23 protein-coding genes are annotated in these 20,635 nt (G+C 30.9%); 2 read left to right on the top strand and 21 right to left on the bottom strand.

Features of this window, described 5'->3' with window-relative positions; all coding sequences use genetic code 11:
- Positions 1-67 precede the first annotated feature (67 nt).
- From RR430_RS03440 to mnmE, 4 genes are all read right to left on the bottom strand, one after another.
- Complete coding sequence (locus RR430_RS03440) at positions 68-781, bottom strand: GntR family transcriptional regulator (RefSeq protein ID WP_332487598.1); 714 nt, start codon at positions 779-781, stop codon at positions 68-70.
- A gap of 142 nt (positions 782-923) precedes the next feature.
- The gene (locus RR430_RS03435; RefSeq protein ID WP_332487597.1) at positions 924-1,697 is read right to left on the bottom strand and encodes a TatD family hydrolase; all 774 of its coding nucleotides are present in this window, start codon (positions 1,695-1,697) and stop codon (positions 924-926) included.
- Positions 1,676-2,119 carry an RDD family protein gene (locus RR430_RS03430; RefSeq protein WP_332487596.1) on the bottom strand — a complete coding sequence of 148 codons (444 nt, stop codon included), beginning with the start codon at positions 2,117-2,119 and terminating at the stop codon, positions 1,676-1,678. The genes RR430_RS03435 and RR430_RS03430 overlap by 22 nt, the downstream gene beginning before the upstream one ends.
- A complete protein-coding gene (gene mnmE, locus RR430_RS03425; RefSeq protein WP_332508640.1) occupies positions 2,119-3,441 on the bottom strand; it encodes a tRNA uridine-5-carboxymethylaminomethyl(34) synthesis GTPase MnmE in 1,323 nt (440 codons plus the stop codon). The genes RR430_RS03430 and mnmE overlap by 1 nt, the downstream gene beginning before the upstream one ends.
- Before the next feature lie 116 nt (positions 3,442-3,557).
- Here mnmE and RR430_RS03420 point away from each other — a divergent pair, with 116 nt between their 5' ends.
- The gene (locus RR430_RS03420; RefSeq protein WP_332487593.1) at positions 3,558-4,946 is read left to right on the top strand and encodes a DEAD/DEAH box helicase; all 1,389 of its coding nucleotides are present in this window, start codon (positions 3,558-3,560) and stop codon (positions 4,944-4,946) included.
- A 49-nt stretch (positions 4,947-4,995) separates the two neighbouring features.
- Here the strand turns inward: RR430_RS03420 and RR430_RS03415 are convergent, their stop codons facing one another.
- The 14 genes from RR430_RS03415 to phnG form a co-directional block, all read right to left on the bottom strand.
- Entirely contained in the window at positions 4,996-5,835 is an 840-nt protein-coding gene (locus RR430_RS03415; RefSeq protein WP_332487591.1) for a PhnE/PtxC family ABC transporter permease, read from the bottom strand.
- The gene (locus RR430_RS03410) at positions 5,835-6,611 is read right to left on the bottom strand and encodes a PhnE/PtxC family ABC transporter permease (RefSeq protein ID WP_332487589.1); all 777 of its coding nucleotides are present in this window, start codon (positions 6,609-6,611) and stop codon (positions 5,835-5,837) included. The genes RR430_RS03415 and RR430_RS03410 overlap by 1 nt, the downstream gene beginning before the upstream one ends.
- Before the next feature lie 4 nt (positions 6,612-6,615).
- A complete protein-coding gene (gene phnC, locus RR430_RS03405) occupies positions 6,616-7,386 on the bottom strand; it encodes a phosphonate ABC transporter ATP-binding protein (RefSeq protein ID WP_332487587.1) in 771 nt (256 codons plus the stop codon).
- An 11-nt stretch (positions 7,387-7,397) separates the two neighbouring features.
- The gene (locus tag RR430_RS03400) at positions 7,398-8,369 is read right to left on the bottom strand and encodes a phosphate/phosphite/phosphonate ABC transporter substrate-binding protein (RefSeq protein WP_332487585.1); all 972 of its coding nucleotides are present in this window, start codon (positions 8,367-8,369) and stop codon (positions 7,398-7,400) included.
- A gap of 80 nt (positions 8,370-8,449) precedes the next feature.
- Entirely contained in the window at positions 8,450-9,244 is a 795-nt protein-coding gene (locus RR430_RS03395; RefSeq protein ID WP_332508639.1) for an inositol monophosphatase family protein, read from the bottom strand.
- Positions 9,213-9,992, bottom strand: coding sequence for a PHP domain-containing protein (locus tag RR430_RS03390; protein ID WP_332487582.1), 780 nt, complete (start codon positions 9,990-9,992; stop codon positions 9,213-9,215). The genes RR430_RS03395 and RR430_RS03390 overlap by 32 nt, the downstream gene beginning before the upstream one ends.
- Positions 9,989-10,690 (bottom strand): phosphonate C-P lyase system protein PhnL, encoded by a 702-nt coding sequence (locus tag RR430_RS03385; protein ID WP_332487580.1) that lies wholly within the window; start codon positions 10,688-10,690, stop codon positions 9,989-9,991. The genes RR430_RS03390 and RR430_RS03385 overlap by 4 nt, the downstream gene beginning before the upstream one ends.
- A complete protein-coding gene (locus tag RR430_RS03380; protein WP_332508638.1) occupies positions 10,687-11,298 on the bottom strand; it encodes a DapH/DapD/GlmU-related protein in 612 nt (203 codons plus the stop codon). The genes RR430_RS03385 and RR430_RS03380 overlap by 4 nt, the downstream gene beginning before the upstream one ends.
- Position 11,299: 1 nt before the next feature.
- Positions 11,300-12,460, bottom strand: coding sequence for a phosphonate metabolism protein PhnM (gene phnM / locus RR430_RS03375; protein ID WP_332469188.1), 1,161 nt, complete (start codon positions 12,458-12,460; stop codon positions 11,300-11,302).
- Between the two features lie 8 nt (positions 12,461-12,468).
- Positions 12,469-13,305, bottom strand: coding sequence for an ATP-binding cassette domain-containing protein (locus tag RR430_RS03370; protein WP_332487575.1), 837 nt, complete (start codon positions 13,303-13,305; stop codon positions 12,469-12,471).
- Complete coding sequence (locus tag RR430_RS03365) at positions 13,302-14,144, bottom strand: alpha-D-ribose 1-methylphosphonate 5-phosphate C-P-lyase PhnJ (protein ID WP_332487574.1); 843 nt, start codon at positions 14,142-14,144, stop codon at positions 13,302-13,304. The genes RR430_RS03370 and RR430_RS03365 overlap by 4 nt, the downstream gene beginning before the upstream one ends.
- On the bottom strand, positions 14,128-15,234 hold the full coding sequence (locus RR430_RS03360; protein ID WP_332487573.1) for a carbon-phosphorus lyase complex subunit PhnI: 1,107 nt from the start codon (positions 15,232-15,234) through the stop codon (positions 14,128-14,130). The genes RR430_RS03365 and RR430_RS03360 overlap by 17 nt, the downstream gene beginning before the upstream one ends.
- A 3-nt stretch (positions 15,235-15,237) precedes the next feature.
- Entirely contained in the window at positions 15,238-15,819 is a 582-nt protein-coding gene (phnH, locus tag RR430_RS03355; RefSeq protein ID WP_332508637.1) for a phosphonate C-P lyase system protein PhnH, read from the bottom strand.
- A gap of 1 nt (position 15,820) precedes the next feature.
- Entirely contained in the window at positions 15,821-16,246 is a 426-nt protein-coding gene (phnG, locus tag RR430_RS03350; RefSeq protein WP_332487571.1) for a phosphonate C-P lyase system protein PhnG, read from the bottom strand.
- Positions 16,247-16,459: 213 nt separating this feature from the next.
- Between phnG and RR430_RS03345 the strand changes: the two genes are divergently transcribed.
- Complete coding sequence (locus RR430_RS03345) at positions 16,460-17,260, top strand: hypothetical protein (RefSeq protein ID WP_332487569.1); 801 nt, start codon at positions 16,460-16,462, stop codon at positions 17,258-17,260.
- Positions 17,261-17,334: 74 nt separating this feature from the next.
- Here RR430_RS03345 and RR430_RS03340 read toward each other — a convergent pair whose 3' ends face one another.
- From RR430_RS03340 to RR430_RS03330, 3 genes are all read right to left on the bottom strand, one after another.
- The gene (locus RR430_RS03340; RefSeq protein ID WP_332487567.1) at positions 17,335-18,186 is read right to left on the bottom strand and encodes a DegV family protein; all 852 of its coding nucleotides are present in this window, start codon (positions 18,184-18,186) and stop codon (positions 17,335-17,337) included.
- A gap of 91 nt (positions 18,187-18,277) precedes the next feature.
- A complete protein-coding gene (locus RR430_RS03335) occupies positions 18,278-19,588 on the bottom strand; it encodes a hemolysin family protein (RefSeq protein WP_332487566.1) in 1,311 nt (436 codons plus the stop codon).
- A 151-nt stretch (positions 19,589-19,739) separates the two neighbouring features.
- Positions 19,740-20,522, bottom strand: coding sequence for an HAD family hydrolase (locus tag RR430_RS03330; RefSeq protein WP_332487564.1), 783 nt, complete (start codon positions 20,520-20,522; stop codon positions 19,740-19,742).
- Positions 20,523-20,635 lie beyond the last annotated feature (113 nt).

Raw genomic sequence — 20,635 nt, 5'->3', positions numbered from 1 at the left:
AAAAAAGAATAAATGGAATACCATATCTAGTGTTTAGATATACCTTCCGTTTATTCTTATACTTAATTTATGCCTTAATATTTACCGTAACACTGTACCAATCTTTATTAAAATATGTTTCTGCATATTCAATTATTTCATCTAATGTACCATATGCAACACGCTTAACAAAGAATGAGGGACATCCTTTTTTTAAGTTCATTTGATTAATAACACTGCTATCTGTAACTTCTTTTACTGAATAATTCTCGTTCACCCAAATCGGTATCAAATTATATTTAGCAAATGTTTTATAAAGAGAACGTGTAATCTTTAGTGATTGTGCTTGTTCAAGATTTATACGGTTACTATCTACATATGATGTATGATAAGCAATCGGTTCATTATTAGCTAATCGAACACGCTTAATACATATGATTTTTGCATCCTCGTCAATCTTTAATTTTTCTGCTATTTCTTTGTTTTGAATTTCTTCTATCGAGTCAATAATCATTCCAATTTTGTACCCTTGTTGCTCAAGTTCATCAGAAAAACTAATTGACGTTAATCCGCGAATCATCTGCTTTTTTGTTACGAATGTTCCTAACCCTTGAACGGCATATAAATACCCATTGTTAATTAAATCGGTAAATGCTTTTCTTACTGTAATAGTTGAAACCCCGTACTTCTTTTTTAAAACAGACTCGCTATCAACCTTATCTCCTGGTTTAAGTTCTCCACGTTTAATTGCTTCAATAATTTCATTTTCAATAAGTAAATATTTTGATATTTTAAGATCCATAAGATTACCTCTTTAGTTTATGTTAACATATTAACTAAAATAATAAATCTATTTTCTTATTTATTTGTTATTACCTTACTATTTTAGTCAGTAAATGTAGCCATGCCCGACACTTTCGTCCTAAATCTTACTATATATTCATTTATTTCTTGAACAACTTATCATAATTATCATTGATAGCTTCTTGTAATTCCCTATCTTGTATACCCCTTAATTCACATATATACTCACCTACATATTTTACATAACCCGGTTCATTCTCACACCCTCGGTGTGGTTCTGGTGTTAAATATGGTGAATCAGTCTCAATTAACAGTTTGTCTAAAGGAACCAGTTTAGCTACTTCTTTGGGTTCCTTTGCATTCTTAAATGTAACAGGTCCTGCCAAAGATAGTGTATACCCAAGCTTGATAAACTCTTTAGCCATCTCTTGACTATAAGAATAACAATGCATTACGCCATAATGATTTACTTTCTTAAGTAAATCAATTGTATCTTTTGCAGCATCTCTAGAGTGAATAAGTATAGGCTTATTCGCTTCTTTAGCAATTTCAATTTGACGAATTAAATTAGCTCTTTGCAACGCTCTTTTCTCTTCATCTTTTTCCCAATAATAATCTAATCCCATTTCACCTATCGCAACAATTCGTTCATCCATTGATATTTCTTTTAACTTTTGCCAATTTTCTTCAGTAAACAGATGATAATCCGTTGGAAACAATCCCATTGCAATATCAATCTGAGCATATTTTTCTTTTATAAGAAATGCTCGTTCAAGTTCTTCAAATGTTAAACAAATTGTTAAAATCTTATTTACTTTATTCTCATTGCATAATTTAATAACATCATCTAAGCGATCATATAGTTTATCATCACTTAAATGTGCATGGCTATCTAACCAATATTGTTCTCCCATACCTCTGTCCTCGCTAATCTATCATGTATTGATGTGCTATAGTTGGTTGTCATCATTAATAAAGATAATACCGAAGGAATAGCATATAGCCCAAACAAAGATACCGCTTTAGACAACGAACGTATCATTTGCGTTTTTTGCGATAACCTTCTTCTTCCTTTTTCTGTCTCAACATGAATATGTAATCTACTCTTACCAATTGTCGTATGAAACTTTGACATGTAAACATAATCATATATCGCAAACATAACTAAATATGAAGTAGATAATTGTGTTAAAAAATTAAAATTATTTAAAAAATCAGTTACTTGTGGAATTAACTTTAACCCTTGAAAAGTTAGAGATAATAACACTGTTGGAATTGTTACGACTAGAATATCAAACAAAGTTGCACATACTCTTTTGACTAATAAGTTTTCCATTACTTACCTAAACAGAAATTACTGAATAACGCATCCAATAAATCATCTCTGCTTACTTCACCCAAAATTTCTTTTAGATGAGTATACGCATCTTGAATATCAATAGTTACTAAATCTAATTCAACTTTGTTTTCCAACGCTTCAATTGCTTGTTTCATAGATTGTTTAGCTTCAATCGCTAGCCCGATTTGTCGCTCATTATTTAATGTCACTTCATTACTGTCATGTATTTGCGTTTCATACCGATTGTTAATCTCTTGAATTAGTTCATCAATATCTTGATTAGCTGCACTAATGCTTATTCCTTGTACTTCACTGTTTAAATCTTTTTTATTATAAACAACGATACGATTTGTATTTTCAGTTAATGCTAATAACTTTTTATCTTCTTCATCTAGTTCTCTTGATAAATCTATTACAACCAGTACTAATTCAGCTTTTTCTAATGCTTTTAAAGATCTTTCTATTCCTATTTGTTCAACAATATCATTGGTATCATGAATACCTGCTGTATCAATAAGATTGAGAGTAACATTTTTACAATGCACTATTCCTTCTACTAAATCACGAGTAGTTCCAGCTATATTGGTTACAATAGCCTTATCTTCTTCTAATAGGGCATTTAATAAACTACTTTTACCAACATTAGGTTTACCTAGAATTACTGTATTAATACCTTTTTTGATTTGATATGAATTCTCTGCCTGTTGAATTATTTTTTCAATTCGTTTGTACCATTCTTTAGCTTGTGGTAATACTATCTCTTGTGATAACTGCTCAACATCTTCATATTCTGGGTAATCTATATTAACTTCTATGTGTGCAATAATTTGTAATAAATCCTCACATAAAGGATGAATTAAGCGAGTAACTGAACCTTTCATTGATGAAAGAGCTTTAGTTGCCACTTGAGAGTTATTAGCCTCAATAAGGTCTAAAACAGCTTCTGCTTGAGTTAAATCTATGCGCCCGTTTAAAAATGCCCGTTCTGTAAATTCTCCCGCTCTAGCAATTCTTGCGCCAGCTCCTACACATAAACTCAATACCTTACGTGTAATATAAATACCACCATGGCAATTAATTTCTACTACATCTTCCTTTGTATATGTTCTAGGTGCTCTAAAAACACTTACTAATACTTCATCAACCGGCTTACCGTTTTCTTGGATCATTCCATAATGAACAGTATGACTTGGTACATCAAGTAAGTTACGACTAAACAAATTGTTGGCAATTTCAATTGCATCATCACCACTTAAACGGATAATTGAAATAGCTCCTTCTTGAAAAGCTGTCGAAATTGCAACTATTGTATCGTTCATAAGCACCTCTTTCTATCCTTTATTTTAGCATAATTCAGCTTTGTTTGGATATCCATTAGTCACATTACAAAATATAAACATTGCATTATGGCTCCAAACACATTACACTTACATACATGAATACACAATTTAAAGAATATAACTTAGACAAAAGAATACTTCAAGCAATCCTCGACTGTGGATATTTTACTTGTACAGAAATTCAAAGTAGAGCATTACCACTTTTATTAGAAGGTAAGAACTGCTTGATTCAATCAAAAACAGGTTCAGGTAAAACAGCTGCATTTTGTATCCCACTTATTGAATCAATAAACTTTGATGATCCAACAAGTGCGCTTATTATGGCCCCTACAAGAGAACTTGCCCAACAAATCCAACATGAATTTAATCGCCTTGCAATATATAAGAAGATTAACTGCGTATGTTTGATTGGTCGTGAAGACTTCAAGAAACAAGCATTACAACTTAAACAAAAAGCCCATGTCATTGTAGGAACACCAGGAAGAATATTTGATCACTTAGAATCAAATAACATAAACATGGATAACATTAAAACACTAGTACTTGATGAAGCAAATGAAATGGTAAGTTTAGGACTACTCGAACAAGTAGAAACTATTGTTCGAGATTTACCAAAACACACCACTTGGTTATTCTCAGCTACTATGGATTCTGATTTATTACTTTACAAATTAAAAGTAAGAGATGCTGAAATTATTACCATTGATTCACCTCTAGAAATTAGTAATCAAATTGATACCTATCACATACAAACAGAAAACAAAGAAAAAATATTATTAGATATTTGTAATCACTGCGTAATTGAATCAATGTGTGTGTTTGTTAATACTAGAGAAGAAACTAGACAAATTGCATCCCTATTACAAGATGAAGGATACTTATGCAGTGTTCTTAATGGTAGTATGGAACAAAAAGATAGAACTCATTCACTAAATCGCTTTAAACAAGGTAAAACAAGAATACTAGTTTCAACCGATATTGCCGCAAGAGGGATTGACGTTGATCAAATAACTACCGTTATCCATTATGACTGCCCATTAACAATCGACAGTTATATTCATCGCTCAGGAAGAACAGGTCGTAAAGAGGAACAAGGTACATCAATAACTCTTATATCAAGAGATGATACTTCTAGTATTAAAGAAATTATTTTGAATGAAACTGAAGAATTTATTATCCCTTCAACTATTGTTCAAAACAACTTACATAAGTCAGTAAGAAAAGAAGATAAAGATATTAACTTCAATTCAAAGAATACTCATTTATTTATTAGAGCTGGCAAGAAGGATAAAATTAGAAATCTAGATATCGTTGGTGCACTATGCTCATTAAAACAATTTACTGCTGATAATATTGGAATTATCGATATCCAACAAAACTATACAACAGTAACTTTATTGAATATCGATCAATCAAAGATTGTTAATTTGCAAGGTATTAAAATAAAAGGGAAGAATAGAAAAGTAGAACTTAAATCAAAATAAGTTCTACTTTTTATTATTCACAAACTAACTTTTTACAATTTATTTAATATTAATCAATAGTATTTGTACGTAATTTATTAATTAGTAATTCAAACAAGAACGCCACTAGAAATACACATAAGATTGAAAAACCTAACCCTGGATAAAAACCACTTCTTGAGTATGCATTGATTACACTACCAATTGTTCCAGCTACTCCAATTGCTGGACCAACTACTACGGCAACCGCAAAATTTATTTCACTTCTCATCGCTAACCAAGCAATAATACGTGTCATGCATGATGGTAGTACAGCTTCTGTAATAACTTGAAACCAACTAGCTCCACTAGCTTTTAAAGCTTCAATGATCCCTGAATCTACCTCTTCAAAACTTTCACTGTATGACTTTACAAAGAATGCCCATCCATGGAATATCATTCCTACAACAGCTGTTGTAGCACTTAACCCATATGATGATATAAAGATTAATACCCAAATAATTGTAGGAACTGCTCGCACAAAACTCGCGATTGATTTTATCACATTTGAACATCTTACAGATGATAAGTTCGTTGCGGCAAGTAAGCCAAACGGAAAAGCCAAAACTGCCGCAAGAACCGTAGACAATACACCTAAAAATACAGTGTTAACTAATAGTGATGCAATATATGTCATTTCACTTAATTTTAATGCATCAAATCTTAAAAATGATGCTGCCATTTCCATAACGATATCAGGTCTAAACTGATCCCATTTATATGTCGCAGTTAAAAGAAATACTACTAATGATACAACAAATAATCCTAGTATTACTTTAATTAATTGATCACTTACCTCTTTATTTCTTAGTTTATAACGCTTTGATTTACTTGATTTAAAATCACTATTTACAAGTTGTATTTCACTCATTAATCCATAATCCTCCTTCGTACATAACTTGAAGTTTGGTCAAAGACAAGAATTACAATTACCACCAAAATAATCGCAGTGAATAATGATGTAAACTGTCTAAAATGTTTATAGTTACTAATTAAGTATCCAATTCCACTCCCTGTTAACATTCCAATAATTGTTGATGAACGAATATTATTTTCAGTTGAATATAATCCCCAAGAAATAAGTGATGGCATTACCTCTGGTATTACTGCACAAAATATGATTTGCCAATAAGTTGCACCTGTAGCCTCTAAAGCCTCTATGCACGCTGAGTTAGTTTCATCAATCGCATCTGCATAGACACGTGTTAGGAAACCATATGAGATAATTGATAATACAAGAAACGCAAGAAACTCACCAAACCAAAAACTTATTAATAAGATAATTGCCCACACACCCTCTGGTATATTACGTGTAAGCGATGCAATAAATCGAACAGTTATTTTTAATACTTTATTTTTACCAGTTTTTTTAGATATAGCGATTGCAGACAATAAGCCAAGTATCATCCCTACACAAGAACCTGCCCCTGCAAGTAAAATTGTTATTCCCATTTGTTGAATCATAGGACCTAAATCACTTAAATCTGGTGGCAAGTAAAGTTCTATGAATCGTGCAACCCCTTTTGAGAAATTGGTAATAGAATTAACCCATTCAAATTGAATTGTATTCCCAATAAAAATTGTCCCTATAATTAAAACTAATATTCCAAGAATTAACAGATTTCTTTTTTTATTTAGATAGCTCATTTATTTAACCCTGATTAATTAAATCTTCCATCTTAACACCATAAATTTTTTCAATCATTTCATCTGTTAATTCACTTGGTTTACCATTAAACACTATTTCACCTTGATGCATACCAATAATACGATCTGAATAATGCATCGCTACATCTACTTGATGTAAATTCACAAGACATGGAATTTTAGTAGATTCTACTATATTCTTTAAATACTCCATGATTACTTTACTTGATTGTGGATCTAATGATGCGATTGGTTCATCACACAATATCATTTTAGGATTTTGTACTAATGCTCGTGCAATTCCAACACGTTGCTTTTGGCCACCAGATAATTTTGAACATCGATCATATGCTCGATCTTCCAATCCTAACATTTTAAGAATACTCATAGCTGAATCTACATCTTCTTTACGATATTGTTTTAATAATGATTGAAACCAATTATAGTTTGCAAGTCTACCATGTAATACATTCTCCAATACACTTGAACGATAAACTAAATTGTAATGTTGGAAAACCATCCCAATATTCTTACGGATTGTCTTCAATTCTTGTTTATTTGCTTTTACAACATCGACACCATTAAACAATATATCCCCTTCAGATACATCAATCATTCTATTAATAGTACGTAGTAATGTTGATTTTCCTGCACCACTAGGTCCTATAATAGAAACTAACTCTCCTACATTTACTTCAACCGAAATATTATTCAATGCTTTGATTTTGTTATCGTAGATTTTATATACAGAATCCATTTGTAAAACTTGCGTCATGTTTATCTCCTCTAATCTTTATACATTTCGTATAAGAAATCATAGAATCCGTCAGGTATTTTAACGAATCTATTTGCTCCAGCTCCATCACTTTCAAAGAAGAATCCATCTTCATTAGAGAAGAAGTTTTCCACTGAATTTTCAGGAGTCATAGCTACAAAGTGATTAATAATTGCTTCTTGCATATCGGCATTAATATAATCTGAATTGACCCATAATGGTCCATTAGGTACATCTACTTCATCAATAATATATAGTTGATCCATAAAGTCATCACCATATTTACAACAGAATGCTCCTGCGTATACTTTATTTTCTACAATAAGTTGTACGCTTCCTGGATGATTCCCACCAAATTGAACTTCTGAGAATAATCCACCATCACTTGTAGTTTTTTCAAATACTTGTGATTTGTTTTCAACTTTACCATTTCCATCAGGACCAAATGCCATGAATAGTGTTGTAGTTGGTACAAGTCTTCCTGATGTTGATGTCGCAGACACAAATGAGAATGACTTATCAACTAATTGTTCATATTGTTCTTCTTTTGACTTACCTTCAAAATCTTTTTCATTTTCTTTATTAGTTGCAATAAACGCTGGGTATGATGCTTGTTTTACATCACCATCTACACCATAAGTAACAAGTGGAATAATTGCATCATCTTCCATTTTAGTTGCTACAAATGTTGCACCTGATTCCCATGCGATTTGTGCAGTTCCAGTAAGCATTGCTTCTGTTACTGCTGAATAGTCATCACAAACTATTCCATTAATTTTTATATCGTCACCTAATGCTTTTTGTAATTCATCAATCAACATTTGATCTACAGTACTAATTGAACCTGATCCCTCATTTGGTAAAAATGCTACTGTGATTGTATCTAATGTTTTATTTGTTGTTTCTGAATTTGAATTGTTATTTGATGTTTGACATCCCGCTAATAATACAAGTGATAATAGTGCTAGTAATAATTTTTTCATATATCCTCCGCGTAGTTACCCTACACTATTACTATAGTTTCTTTATATGAAAAAAGAATTAACTCCGTGTAAAAATTGAGTTAATTCCACTCTGTACATTTTTTTGAAAATTCATCTAATAATTTTTTCGATGTTGCTGCTATGAATGTTTGATTACTATCTAAAGTATTCAATGTATAGTAAATATCTATGCATCCTCCTACCTCTTCTAATATTAATCTTGCAGCTGCATAATCCCAAATTTTAATATGATTAGAAATAAATAACTGCTCTAAATTTTGAGCAAGATGACATATTGCTAATGAGCTACACCCCAAACTACGATGTCCTCTAATCTCTTTGCTAATTTTCACCAAATCCAAACCATGCTTCTCGTTGAATCCTAACAGTGATTTTAAACTGCCATTCAAAATACTTTCATTCATTTTATAAAATGGTAATTCATCTAATTTTATATTATTACAATATGCTCCATCGCCCACTATACAATGAAATAATTCATCTTTAACTACATCGTAAACAATTCCAAACGTTGGCTTTCCATGATGATAATAAGCCAATGAAATTGCATAATCACAATGATGACTTATATAATTTGTAGTACCATCAATTGGATCTAAAACCCATAAATCACTGCTTAATATTTCATTTACATTTTCTTCACACAACCATGAATCATCAATATATTTTTGTTTTAATGTTTCCATTATTTCAGTTTGAACTTCTATATCATAATTGGTTACTAAATCACTAATATCATTATTTTTTTTATTAATTATAATATTTGTTTTGTGTTTTAATGAATTACCTATTTTTAAAACTATCGCTTTAGCATCATTAAACTTATTTAAGACCACTTCCGATTTCTGGTTCATTTCCATATTCACCATGATTATCACTGCCTCCAGTTTCTATCAAGTCATATTGTATTGCAATATTGTGACATACTATTCTTTCTTTAGCATTTTGTGAACTGTGATTTGTTTCTATACCATCAATACCCATTTCTTTATAACGTTGTATTTCATCTATACATTTACTATTAAATGGATGCGCCAAGATTGCTATTCCATTATCACGATGAATACTTTCAATAGCATCCTCTACACTTGGTAAACTTATTTTAAATTGACATGGACCATTATTCTTAAACATCATTTTATAGAAATCACCATAATATTGATCTGTAATTCCTTTTTCAATTAATATTTTTAAAATGTGTTGTTTATAAATTGTTTTACTATTTTTTTGATTTTCATATACTTCATTCATTGAAACATCATAACCAAGATTATTTAGTATTTCTACTTGTTGAAATGCTATGTCTTTGCGTTGTTTAATTGTGTATTCACATAACGCATTAATATGTTTTGCATCTAAATTAAAATTATATCCAAGAATATGAATTTCTTTAGAAATCTTATTATCCCACGCACTTATTTCTATACCTGAGATTACATTAAATTCATCACTTTTATATTTCATTGCATCTTGTGTTCCATCAACTGAATCATGATCTGTAATTGATATGCTGGTACATCCAACTTCTTTTGCAATTTGAATTATTTGTTCAACTGTTCTTGATGAATCGGAGTAATCTGAATGAATGTGCCAATCTTTCATTTTTCAATAACGCCTTTTTGCATATTAAACTCTTTGTCACACAAGCCTTCCATAAATTCTAAATCGTGAAATATACCTAACATAGTCGTACCTTCATTTTTAAGTTGTTCTATTAACGTACGTACTTTTACTTTGCTTGCATTATCTAATGACGCAGTTGGCTCATCTAATAGTAATAGTTTTGGCTTTTTAACCATTGCCATCGCAATATTTACTCGCAGCTTTTCTCCACCTGAGAATGTGTTAGGATATGCATCCCACAACGTTTCATCTAAATCAAAATGTTTTAAAATAATAGTTGCTTTCTCTTTTGCTTCTATTTCTGTTCCACCTGTTTCTAATACAGCATTTTCTACTAATTGTCTTGCAGTAGTGCGTGGCATTATTTTTAGAAATTGTGAAACATATCCTATTTCATGTTTTCTTAAATGAACTATTTGTCTTTCCGTTGCTTTGCACAAATCTATCCATCCATATTTATCACTTTCATAAAATATTTCACCCTTTTGTGGATAATTAGTTCTATAAATGCCTTTTAGTATTGTTGATTTACCACTACCACTTCTTCCTGTAATTCCAATAAATTCACCTTTTTGTAAAGATAGATTTATATTTTCACATGCTTTTACAACTTTATTGGCATTGTATACTGTAAACTCTTTTGATAGATTTTTTATTTCTAAACAACTTTCATTCATTTTTCTACCTCATATTTTCTTATAAACTCATCAATTGATAATGTAAAATCTTCCCAATTTTTTAATACTTTATCTGCTGGCCAATTCCACCACGCTATTTTTTCCAACGCTTCAATTTGGCGAGTAGTAAATCTGTATTTTAATATTCGCGCCGGGTTGCCTACAACAATAGCATAAGGTTCTACATTTTTTGTTACCACTGCTCCACTTCCTACAACACAACCATTACCCAATGAAATACCTGGTTTTATAATTGCTCCATGCCCTATCCAAGTATCATGACCAATAATTGTTTTTCTTGCTTTTCTTTCATTAAAGAATTCAATGTCATCTTCTGCTACTAAACCAAACATTTTTCTGCGATATGTAAAATGATGTAATGTTGGTCTTTCAATAGGATGATCCGTTGCTCCTATTCTTACCATTGCCGCAATGTTTGCGTAATTCTTAACAATTACATTTTGTAGAATGCAATATTCACCTGTATAAGAAAATTTACCAAGTATTACATTCTCTAACCGATTAAATACACCTACTTCTGTGTATTCATCTAACTCACAATTCTCTATAACAGAATTCTCTTTAATTGTCGGTTCTTTTGTTATCATATTAAACACGATAGTTCATGTTTGATACAAGAACTCCCTCCACAAATACATGAGTTATTGCTGGATAATTATCAGGTAATCGCATTACAATGAGCATATCTGCTTTCTTACCTACTTCAATTGATCCAACTTCATGATCAATGTTAACGGCTTTAGCAGGATTTAAACTTACCTTATTGATCATCTCGTGTAATGGTTGTCCACTATCTACCATCATGAATACCGCATGCAATAATGATGCAGGATAATAATCTGAACAAAGTATGCCAGCACATCCTGTTTCAATTGCTTCTTTTGCACTCAAGTTCCCTGCATGAGATCCTCCTAATAAAATATTAGGTGCTCCCACTACTGTATGAAATCCTTGATGATATGCTTCTTGAAGTACTTCCATTGTGATTGGAAATTCTGATATTGTTGCATGGAAGTTTTTGATAACATCTAATTTTTCAATCGAGTCATCATCATGAGATGCAATTGGAATATGACGTTCTTCTGCTAAATCCGCAATTTGAATAATTTTATCCAAAGTTAATTTCTCTTTTGTCATTAAGGCATTCATTTTTTCATTAACTTGTTCTTCTGTTAAACCTTCATCATTAATGTAAGATTTCTTATAGATTTCTAAATCACGATATTGTCCTTGTCCTGGAGTATGATCCATAAATGATATTAGATGTACTTTATCATCTTTTATATAATCCACTACATCGTTATATACATCGATGTTATCTAGTTCTAGACGCAAGTGAAAACGATGATGAACTAAGTGCAATTGTTTATGACTCTTGTCAATTAACTCAATCATCTTCTTTACATTTTCTGGTTTGCGCAATGCTTTCTTACCTGTATCTTTTAGGAATGAAATAGAATGATACATCGTTGTAATCCCATGTGTAACTAATTCTCTTTCGAATTCATATAAAGCTAAACTAAAATCCATAACACTTGTTACTCGTGGTGCTGCAAGTTGTTCGATATAATCCGAGTGAATATCAATAAATCCTGGTACAAGATATCCACCTTGTCCATCGATTACTTCATTTACTTCATCATGAATTCTTGATGCAATTTTTCTAATTATTCCATCTTTCACAAGTACTTCATGATCTTTAAGTATGCCATCTTTTGTAACGATATCTATATTTACAATTTTCTTCATGTGGTCTCCTATAGTAATGAGTATACTAATTGTTGAGTATATGGATGCTGTGGATCTTCCATGATTTGATCAGTTAATCCTTGTTCAACAATTTTGCCATTTAACATAACAATCGTTCTATCAGCAAGCATTTTAATAACACTTAAATCATGTGATACAACAATCATTGATACTTTACTTTCTCTTTGAATTTGTTTTATTAAATCCAATACATTAGCTTGAACTGATAAATCTAATCCTGTTGTAACTTCATCTAATAATAATATTGGCGGATTATTTGATAATGCTTTTGCAATTTGAACTCTTTGTTGCATACCTCCAGAGAAATTTTTTGGACATTCTTTCATACGGTATTCTGCAATATTAACCTTCTCTAGTAAGTTTTTACCAATACTTGTCATTTCACCTACATTTTGATGGTTAGCTGCAATTAGTTTCTCTGCGATATTAGATATCGATGAGAAATTCATCTTTAATCCTAAATATGGATTTTGATAAACCATTCCCAAAATCGTATTTCTAATCATTCTTTTTTGTTGATCTGTTTCTTCAAATACATTTTTCTTTGCATCTTTATGTCTATCAAGATAATACTCACCACTTGTAGCTGCTTGATCAAAGTATAAACATTGAACTAATGTCGATTTACCACTTCCTGATTCACCTACAACACCTAGTATTTCACCTTCATAAAGATCGATATTAATGTCATTACATGCATAGACAGTTTTACATTTAGGACAATAATTTCCTTGTAAGTTATTGGTTTCACCTTTACAAAAATCGCATCCAGGACCAAATTGTTTATATAAATGCTTTACTTGAAATATTGGATTTTCACTCATTGTATTTCTCCATTTCTTCTTTTTAAGCAATAACTTGTATCATTGCATTGATAAGTTACATTGCCTGTTTCTTGATTTATAATCTCATCAAGATAAACATTACTTGCTCCACAATGACTACAAGATTTTCCATGGAAGTTTTCTATTTCAAATGGTACATCTATAAAATCTAATGACACAACTTTCGTATATGGTGGTACTGCATAGATTTTCTTTTCTCGTCCTGCTCCAAGTAATATGATTGCCTTGGATTCATTCATCTTAGGATTATCAAATTTTGGAATAGGGCTTGGTGCCATAACATACCTATTGTTAACTTCTACTGGATGATCAGCTCCGGTAGCCATTGTGTTATATTTCATGATTTGTTCAAACAATAGTAATTTAGCTCCAGTGTATTCTTTTTCACCATGTAGTATTTTAGTTTTTGTCTCACTAGGTTCATAATCTCGCAATGGTTCTGGTGTAGGAACTTGCAATACAAGTAATTGATTTTCTTTTAATTCTTCTTCTGGAATTCTATGTCGTGATTGAATTATTGATGCATCTTTTGTTGATGTTGTGATTTCTACATCTGTTGTATCAGTAATTAATTTTTTAATACTGATTGCGTTAACACTTTCATCACTTCCTTGGTCAATAACTTTTACAACATCTTTTTGTCCAATACACGAAAGGGTTAATTGAATTCCACCTGTTCCCCATCCTCTAGCAACCGGCATTTCTCTTGATGCAAAGGGCACTTGATATCCTGGAATCGCAATTGCTTTGAGAATAGATCTTCTTATTTCTCTTTTACTTCCTTCATCAAAGAAGGCAAAATTAAATTTCTTTTTCATTACTATTCCCTTTCACTTTTCTTGCACTATTTAGTTTTGCTTGGAATGTAACATAATGTGGAAGTTTTAAATGTGATATAAATCCTGTAGCCTCGATACTATCTACATGATATAAAACAAATTCTTCATCACTTGTTGCAAATGATTCATCTTTTCTTTCTAAACATTGGTCAAGAATACTCATAGCAATCGCTTTTGTTTCGTTTTGTCCTAGTGTAATACCATAACCTATTTCAAAGTTAATTTCATGACTTCCATCTTTTAATAATTTTGTTACTGGAACTAAGCTTTCTACTTCAGTTATTTCTACGCTACCTATAGAATATGAATCTTCTTCACTTGTTGGATTGTTTGGATTTTCTATATAAATTGGTAATTGTCCCACACGTAATTCCGCAACCGTTGGATGAACTGCACCATATCCACGTAACGATGCATATCCAAGTCCTATAACAGCTTGGCTCATTCCTCTTTGAAGAATTTGAAGTCTTTCTGATCTACTTGCAGGGAACTTTAATGTTTCTTTTGTTGTGTCTCTTGGCTCTGTATCATCATTTTCACGTATTGCAATCAATCCTTCATTCTTTAAGTAATCTACTACTTTAGGAAATTTTTCAATTTCACTTTCTTCTTTTTTAAATTGAAGTTCTATTTTTCTAATAAATTTTTTAGCATCTTCATCTGTTTCATCTTTTAATTCAAAGTCAACTAAACGATGTGTATAATCAAATGATGCACCTAATATTTGTCCTTTAGGAATGTCTTTAAATGCTGCTGATATTCTTCTTTCAACAAACATCGAAGAACTTTCCGCTACTCTTGAATAGTACTTTCTAGGCAGTGTTGATCGATAAGCTCGTAGTAGAAATACCGCTTCTTCAACTGATCCCTCTGCTTGTTTTAGTGCAATCGCCGCAAGTTCTCTAGAGTATAATGATGATTCCGATAATACTTGATCAATTAGAAGTCTAAATGATGATTCTATATCTTTAGTTTTAATTGATTGCTTTTGTTGCAATCTTTTGTATTTTAAACGTTCAATACTTTTTTCGATGGCTTTTTGTCCACCTCTAACCGCTACGTATGCCATTGACTATACCCTTTCTACTTGAGTTGTTCGTGGCAACGCAAGTAAGTTATAATTTCTATCTACAAATATGATATCTACTCCCATTGGAAACTCGATATTTTTTTCATTACGGATATCTAACCAATCACAATTAATATTAATTTTTATTTCTTTTCTTTCTTTTATTCCAGGTCCTTTACAACTATATGTTTTGCCTGTTGTACAACTATTACATTCAACAATAATTGTTGCACTACTGTGGGGATCAATTAGTGTCCCCACCTTTGCATATTCTAATACTCTTGGTAACTCAAATTGGTTTTCATTAGCAATAAAAATATAATCAGCATTTTCAATGCTTTTCTTTTGACAATAAGTTATCATCGCTATTTTCTCATCAATATTTTTATTTCCTAATACACAATAACTAGTATCTGTATCTAACAACGATATAGCGATTGCCTGAGTACTCTTATATAAATCCATTGCATAATCACAACCATTACATATGCCATGAACATTTTTTACTGTTGCTGCATATGCCATACTATTTAACAATTGTCTAAATAGTTTTTGAGTATCAAATACTTTATGAAATTTAGACATGTTAATCCTCCTGCATCGTATCAAATGATACTTTTGTTTTTAGTATTGCTTTCATTTCTTGTCTTTGCTTTAATTCTTGTTTTTGTTTTTCAACTTCAATTGTTTTTTCTAGTTTGTAACATAATGAACTGTTGGCATTAAATGCCGCATCAACTATCGCAAGAAGTTTAGCTTTTTTTAAATCAAATCCTTGTAATATACCAAATCCGATATGATTATCAATCATAACTCGGCATTCGCTTACCACTACCTCACTTAGATAAAATAGACTATTCTTAGCACCTTCTCTTTTCTTAATCATAACTAGACTATGAGATGGTGATTCTATTTCTTTAACATCATGTTGTTCATTAATTTTTTTTGCTAATGAACGAAGTAACCCAATATTCATATTTATTAATACTTCTGTTCTCTCTTTACGATTCATATCTTCCTCCTAGGCTCAATTGTATTCTATCAATTCTTTTAGATAGATTAGTTAAATCGGTGTAAGATTTGATTAAGTCTTTGTAAAGTTAGAATAAGTTATATTAAATTTTCTTTTCATTAACAAAAAAATGCCTATTGTATGTCTCTATAAATGAATATTATTACTAGTTTAAAAATCGTTATTCGCCTATAATGAGAATAGGAGAACTCTATGAAAACTAAAATAACATTATTGCTCGCATTAATAATTTCTTTTAATATAACTGGTTGTAGCTTTATTAATGAATTAAATAATATAGTTACGCAAGGAAAAACTTTAGTTTATTCTGTTACTATTGATGATGAAGAAATAGAAGCTTTTATAGATGGTGACGAAGATAATTTAGCTTTTCAAAGAGACAACAAATGGTTTGGCGATTTATATGAATTATGTGGGTTTAAAAAATCGAATTACTATTATTACTTTGATGATGTTTCAACACTTGATGTTTATCATGATGGTAAACTTATTACTCCAATTGAAAAAGTCATATGGAATACAAATACAACTAGCATTTATAAGTTTGATGAATCACTTGAATATATCGCTTATCCAAAGGGTACTACTGATTTTAACAAACCTATCGCAACCGCTGTTTTACTTTTTGATGGACACGAAACGCATCCAATAGATGCGGATATAGATACAAATAAGTTTTATGATTTGCTAAGTAGAAGTGAATCCTATACCCCCAATAATGTAAGAATCGCGATTGATACCGGCGAAGAATATTCACATAAAATTACTATCGTTCAGCCAGAGCTTGATTTTAACAAAGAGTTGATAACATTTTATCCAACAGAAATAACTTATAGTTTATCTACTTCCAAACCTTATGCCGGAATACTAGAAGAAGAAACTTTTAGTTTTGGATTAGAAAACAAATATAAATACTATTTATTAGATGCTGATTTAATTAATGAATTTGATGAAATCACTGGATATAGTAGAGTCGTAGAAAAAAATAAATGAAAAAAAGAAGACTAATTGATAAAATGTAATTATCCATTCTATCTAGTCTTCTTTTTATTAGTTATAATTCAGTGTTATTCACTTATCCCAATAATACCAAATGCTCCAGGACCACTATGTGTTGATACAACACATCCTGCTTGAATCCATATACAACTATCATAACCACAATCTCTTGCAGTTTTCTCTGCTTTTTCTTTTAGTGTTTCATCCAGATTGCCAGAATAAACAAATGCAATACGATCTTTCTTAAGATGATGGGTTTCGGTAAAATCTTTAATCAACTTAGGTCCCGTTGTCAACATTGATCCTCTATACTTTTTAGATGATACTAGTTTACCATCAATAATTTCTATTACTGGAGCTAAGTTTAATAATTTTGCACCTAAGTATGCTGCATTAGTAACACGTCCACCTGCTTTAAGATAAACTAAATCACCTGGAATAAATCCCATATGACTCTTTTCAATAAGTTGGTTTACTTTTTCTTTTACATCTTCTAATTCAGCATTGGGATTTTCTGTTAACCATTCAGCTACTGTTAAAACTAAAAACGCTTGTCCAGCAGACACACATTTTGTATCAATAGTAGTAATATAATCAGCACCATCCGCCGCAATTATAGCACTTTGATATGAACATGTAGTAATTGCAGAATACGCTAAATGCAAAATATGTTTATCAGGAAACTTTTCATGAATCTCTTCAAATATTTTTTCAAAATCTGCCGGTGTTGATCCACTTGTTTTAGGTAATAATCCTGTTTTCTCATAGTAATCAAAAATTTCCGATACTGGAAATGTCATATCATCTTTAGTATCTGTTCCAAACGAAACATGCATAGGAACAATTTTAATTTGATATTTTTCAACAATACTACTTGGGATGTCTGCGCCTGTTTCGGCTACAATAATATATTTACTCATGAGTTCTCCTGTACTAATTGCTTAGTTTTCTAATTACAATTTCATGTACGTACAATTATAGCATGAGTATGATTGCTTTTATATAAATTAACTATTCTTCTGTTTTTACTACTATTGCTTTTTCTATACGATAATTCTTGATTTCCTTAATTTCAACCTTCAGATGATACTCAGCTAAATCAAAATTAGCTCCTACTTTAGGCAGTTCTTCAAAGGTACCAAATATAAATCCTCCAAATGTATCATAAGTATCCATTGGCAAACAAACTCCCGTTCTTTCACAAACGTCTTCTAAAGTTGCGTTACCAAATATTTCCCAGGTATTATTAGATATTTGAACAATATCCTCATCATCCTTTTGGTAAATATCATTCTCTAAATCTCCTACTAATTCTTCCAGTAAATCATTCATTGTTATAATTCCAAACATTCCGCCATATTCATCAAGAACTACTGCAAAATGGTTTTTAGTTGCACGCATTTTTTTAAACAATACATCTGCAGTCATTGTTTCTAATGCATATTGAACAGGTCGTATTAATTTGTTCACTACGACTTCCTTGGTTTTATTTTTTAATCTAAAGTAATCTTTTACGTTTAATACACCTACTATTTTATCAACAGTACCTTCACATATTGGATAGTATGAATATCTACTTTCTTGCATTTCATTTTCCCATACATCCAAGTCATCAGTTATTTGCAATGCTTTTACATCTAGTCGATGAGTCGCTATTTCTGACAATTCAGTATCATTAAACTCAAATACATTTTGAATCATTTCTTTTTCTTCTTTTTCAATTACACCTTTTTTATTACCAATATCAACCATCATTCTTATTTCTTCTTCACTAACTTCTTCATCTTCTTGATTAGGATCTATTCCTAATAATCTAAGAATTCCATTTGTAGAAGCTGTTAAAAACCAAACAATCGGTCTAAATAACCCTGATATTGTAGTTATTAGTTTTGACATTCCTAAAGCTAGTTGTTCCGCTTTTTTCATTGCCAAACGCTTTGGCACTAACTCGCCAAATACTAAAGTAAAGTAAGAAAGAATTAATGTAATAACTACAACTGAGATTGTATCCAATGTTGATACCGGAAGAGTTACTCCCATATTTATTAACCAACTTACTAACATTTCAGAAAAGTTATCCGCTGCAAAAGCACTTCCTAAAAAGCCTGACAAGGTAATCGCTACTTGAATTGTTGCTAAAAACTTTGCTGGTTCATTGGTAAGCTTTTTAAGACGTATAGCCTTCTTATTGTTTTCACCAACCAATTGCTCAAGTCTAGCATCATTCATTGAAATAACCGCTATTTCTGCACAAGCGAAAACAGCATTAAGTAATATTAAAAATGCCTGTAATAATAATTGAAAAACTAACTGATTATTCATATAATCTCCCTAAAATGAAAAACACACAAAAATCTATCTATGATAGCATGTGTGTTTATTAAGATATTGTTTTGACAATTCTGCCAACAATCTTCGTCCATTTATATAAATCTCCTAATTGATATATTTATAATACAAATAGCACCTATTGTCAATCAATTAAACCTAAATGTAGGCATGCATTATAGATTCCATCGCTATTTGCATCATCTGTAACATAGGTTGCAATTGCTTTTAATTCATCAATAGCATTACCCATAGCTACGCTTGTTTTAGCCTCTTTAAACATTGATATATCATTAATTCCATCACCGAAAACAATTACATCTTCTTCATTTCCTTGTAATATTTCCAATAATTTTCTAATTCCTTTATACTTGTTATCTGGTTCTATTAAAGCAAACGGACTACCCTCATATTTCATAAAACCAATTTTTTCTATATTTTGTAGTTGTTTATATTTTTCTTGATTGTTCTCGATGAGTATTCTGCGAATTGATGTTTCATTATTATAGTCATAGTCTTTATGAACTTCAATTTTTCTTATAAACGACGTTACACTGAAACTTGTTTTAACGTCTTCACTCCTAGTAATTAGTAAAGGATTATCTACATTTGATACAGCCCAGCCTATTCCAAGTTCATCACATTGTCTTAAGATATCTTTAGCTAAATCAATATTAATAGGTTCATACGCTACTAATTCACCATCAACAATTAATCCATTACCACCTTCACATACTAAACTTTCAATGGTAGTCTTTTCTGCAATCTCTTTAGTAAGAAAGACCGCTCTTCCTGTAGCCAATGATATAAAATGTCCATTCTCTCTTAACTTCTTAATCGCCAAAAAAGTAGAGTCACTGATGTGATTTCTAATAGTGTGTGATGTTAATGTTCCGTCAATATCAAAGAAGATATATTTCTTATTCATACTAACTACCCCTCTAATCTACCTGCATATTATCTCAAATCACCCATATAAAGTGAAGTTATATTTTTATATGTGAATTATATAGATTAACTATTATAATATAAAAGAGGTAC

The organism is Anaerorhabdus sp. (genome assembly GCF_036641015.1).
Classification (GTDB): Bacteria; Bacillota_I; Bacilli_A; order Erysipelotrichales; family Erysipelotrichaceae; genus Anaerorhabdus.
Note: the sequence above shows the minus strand (reverse complement) of the source record. Positions and strands in the feature narration are given on the sequence as shown.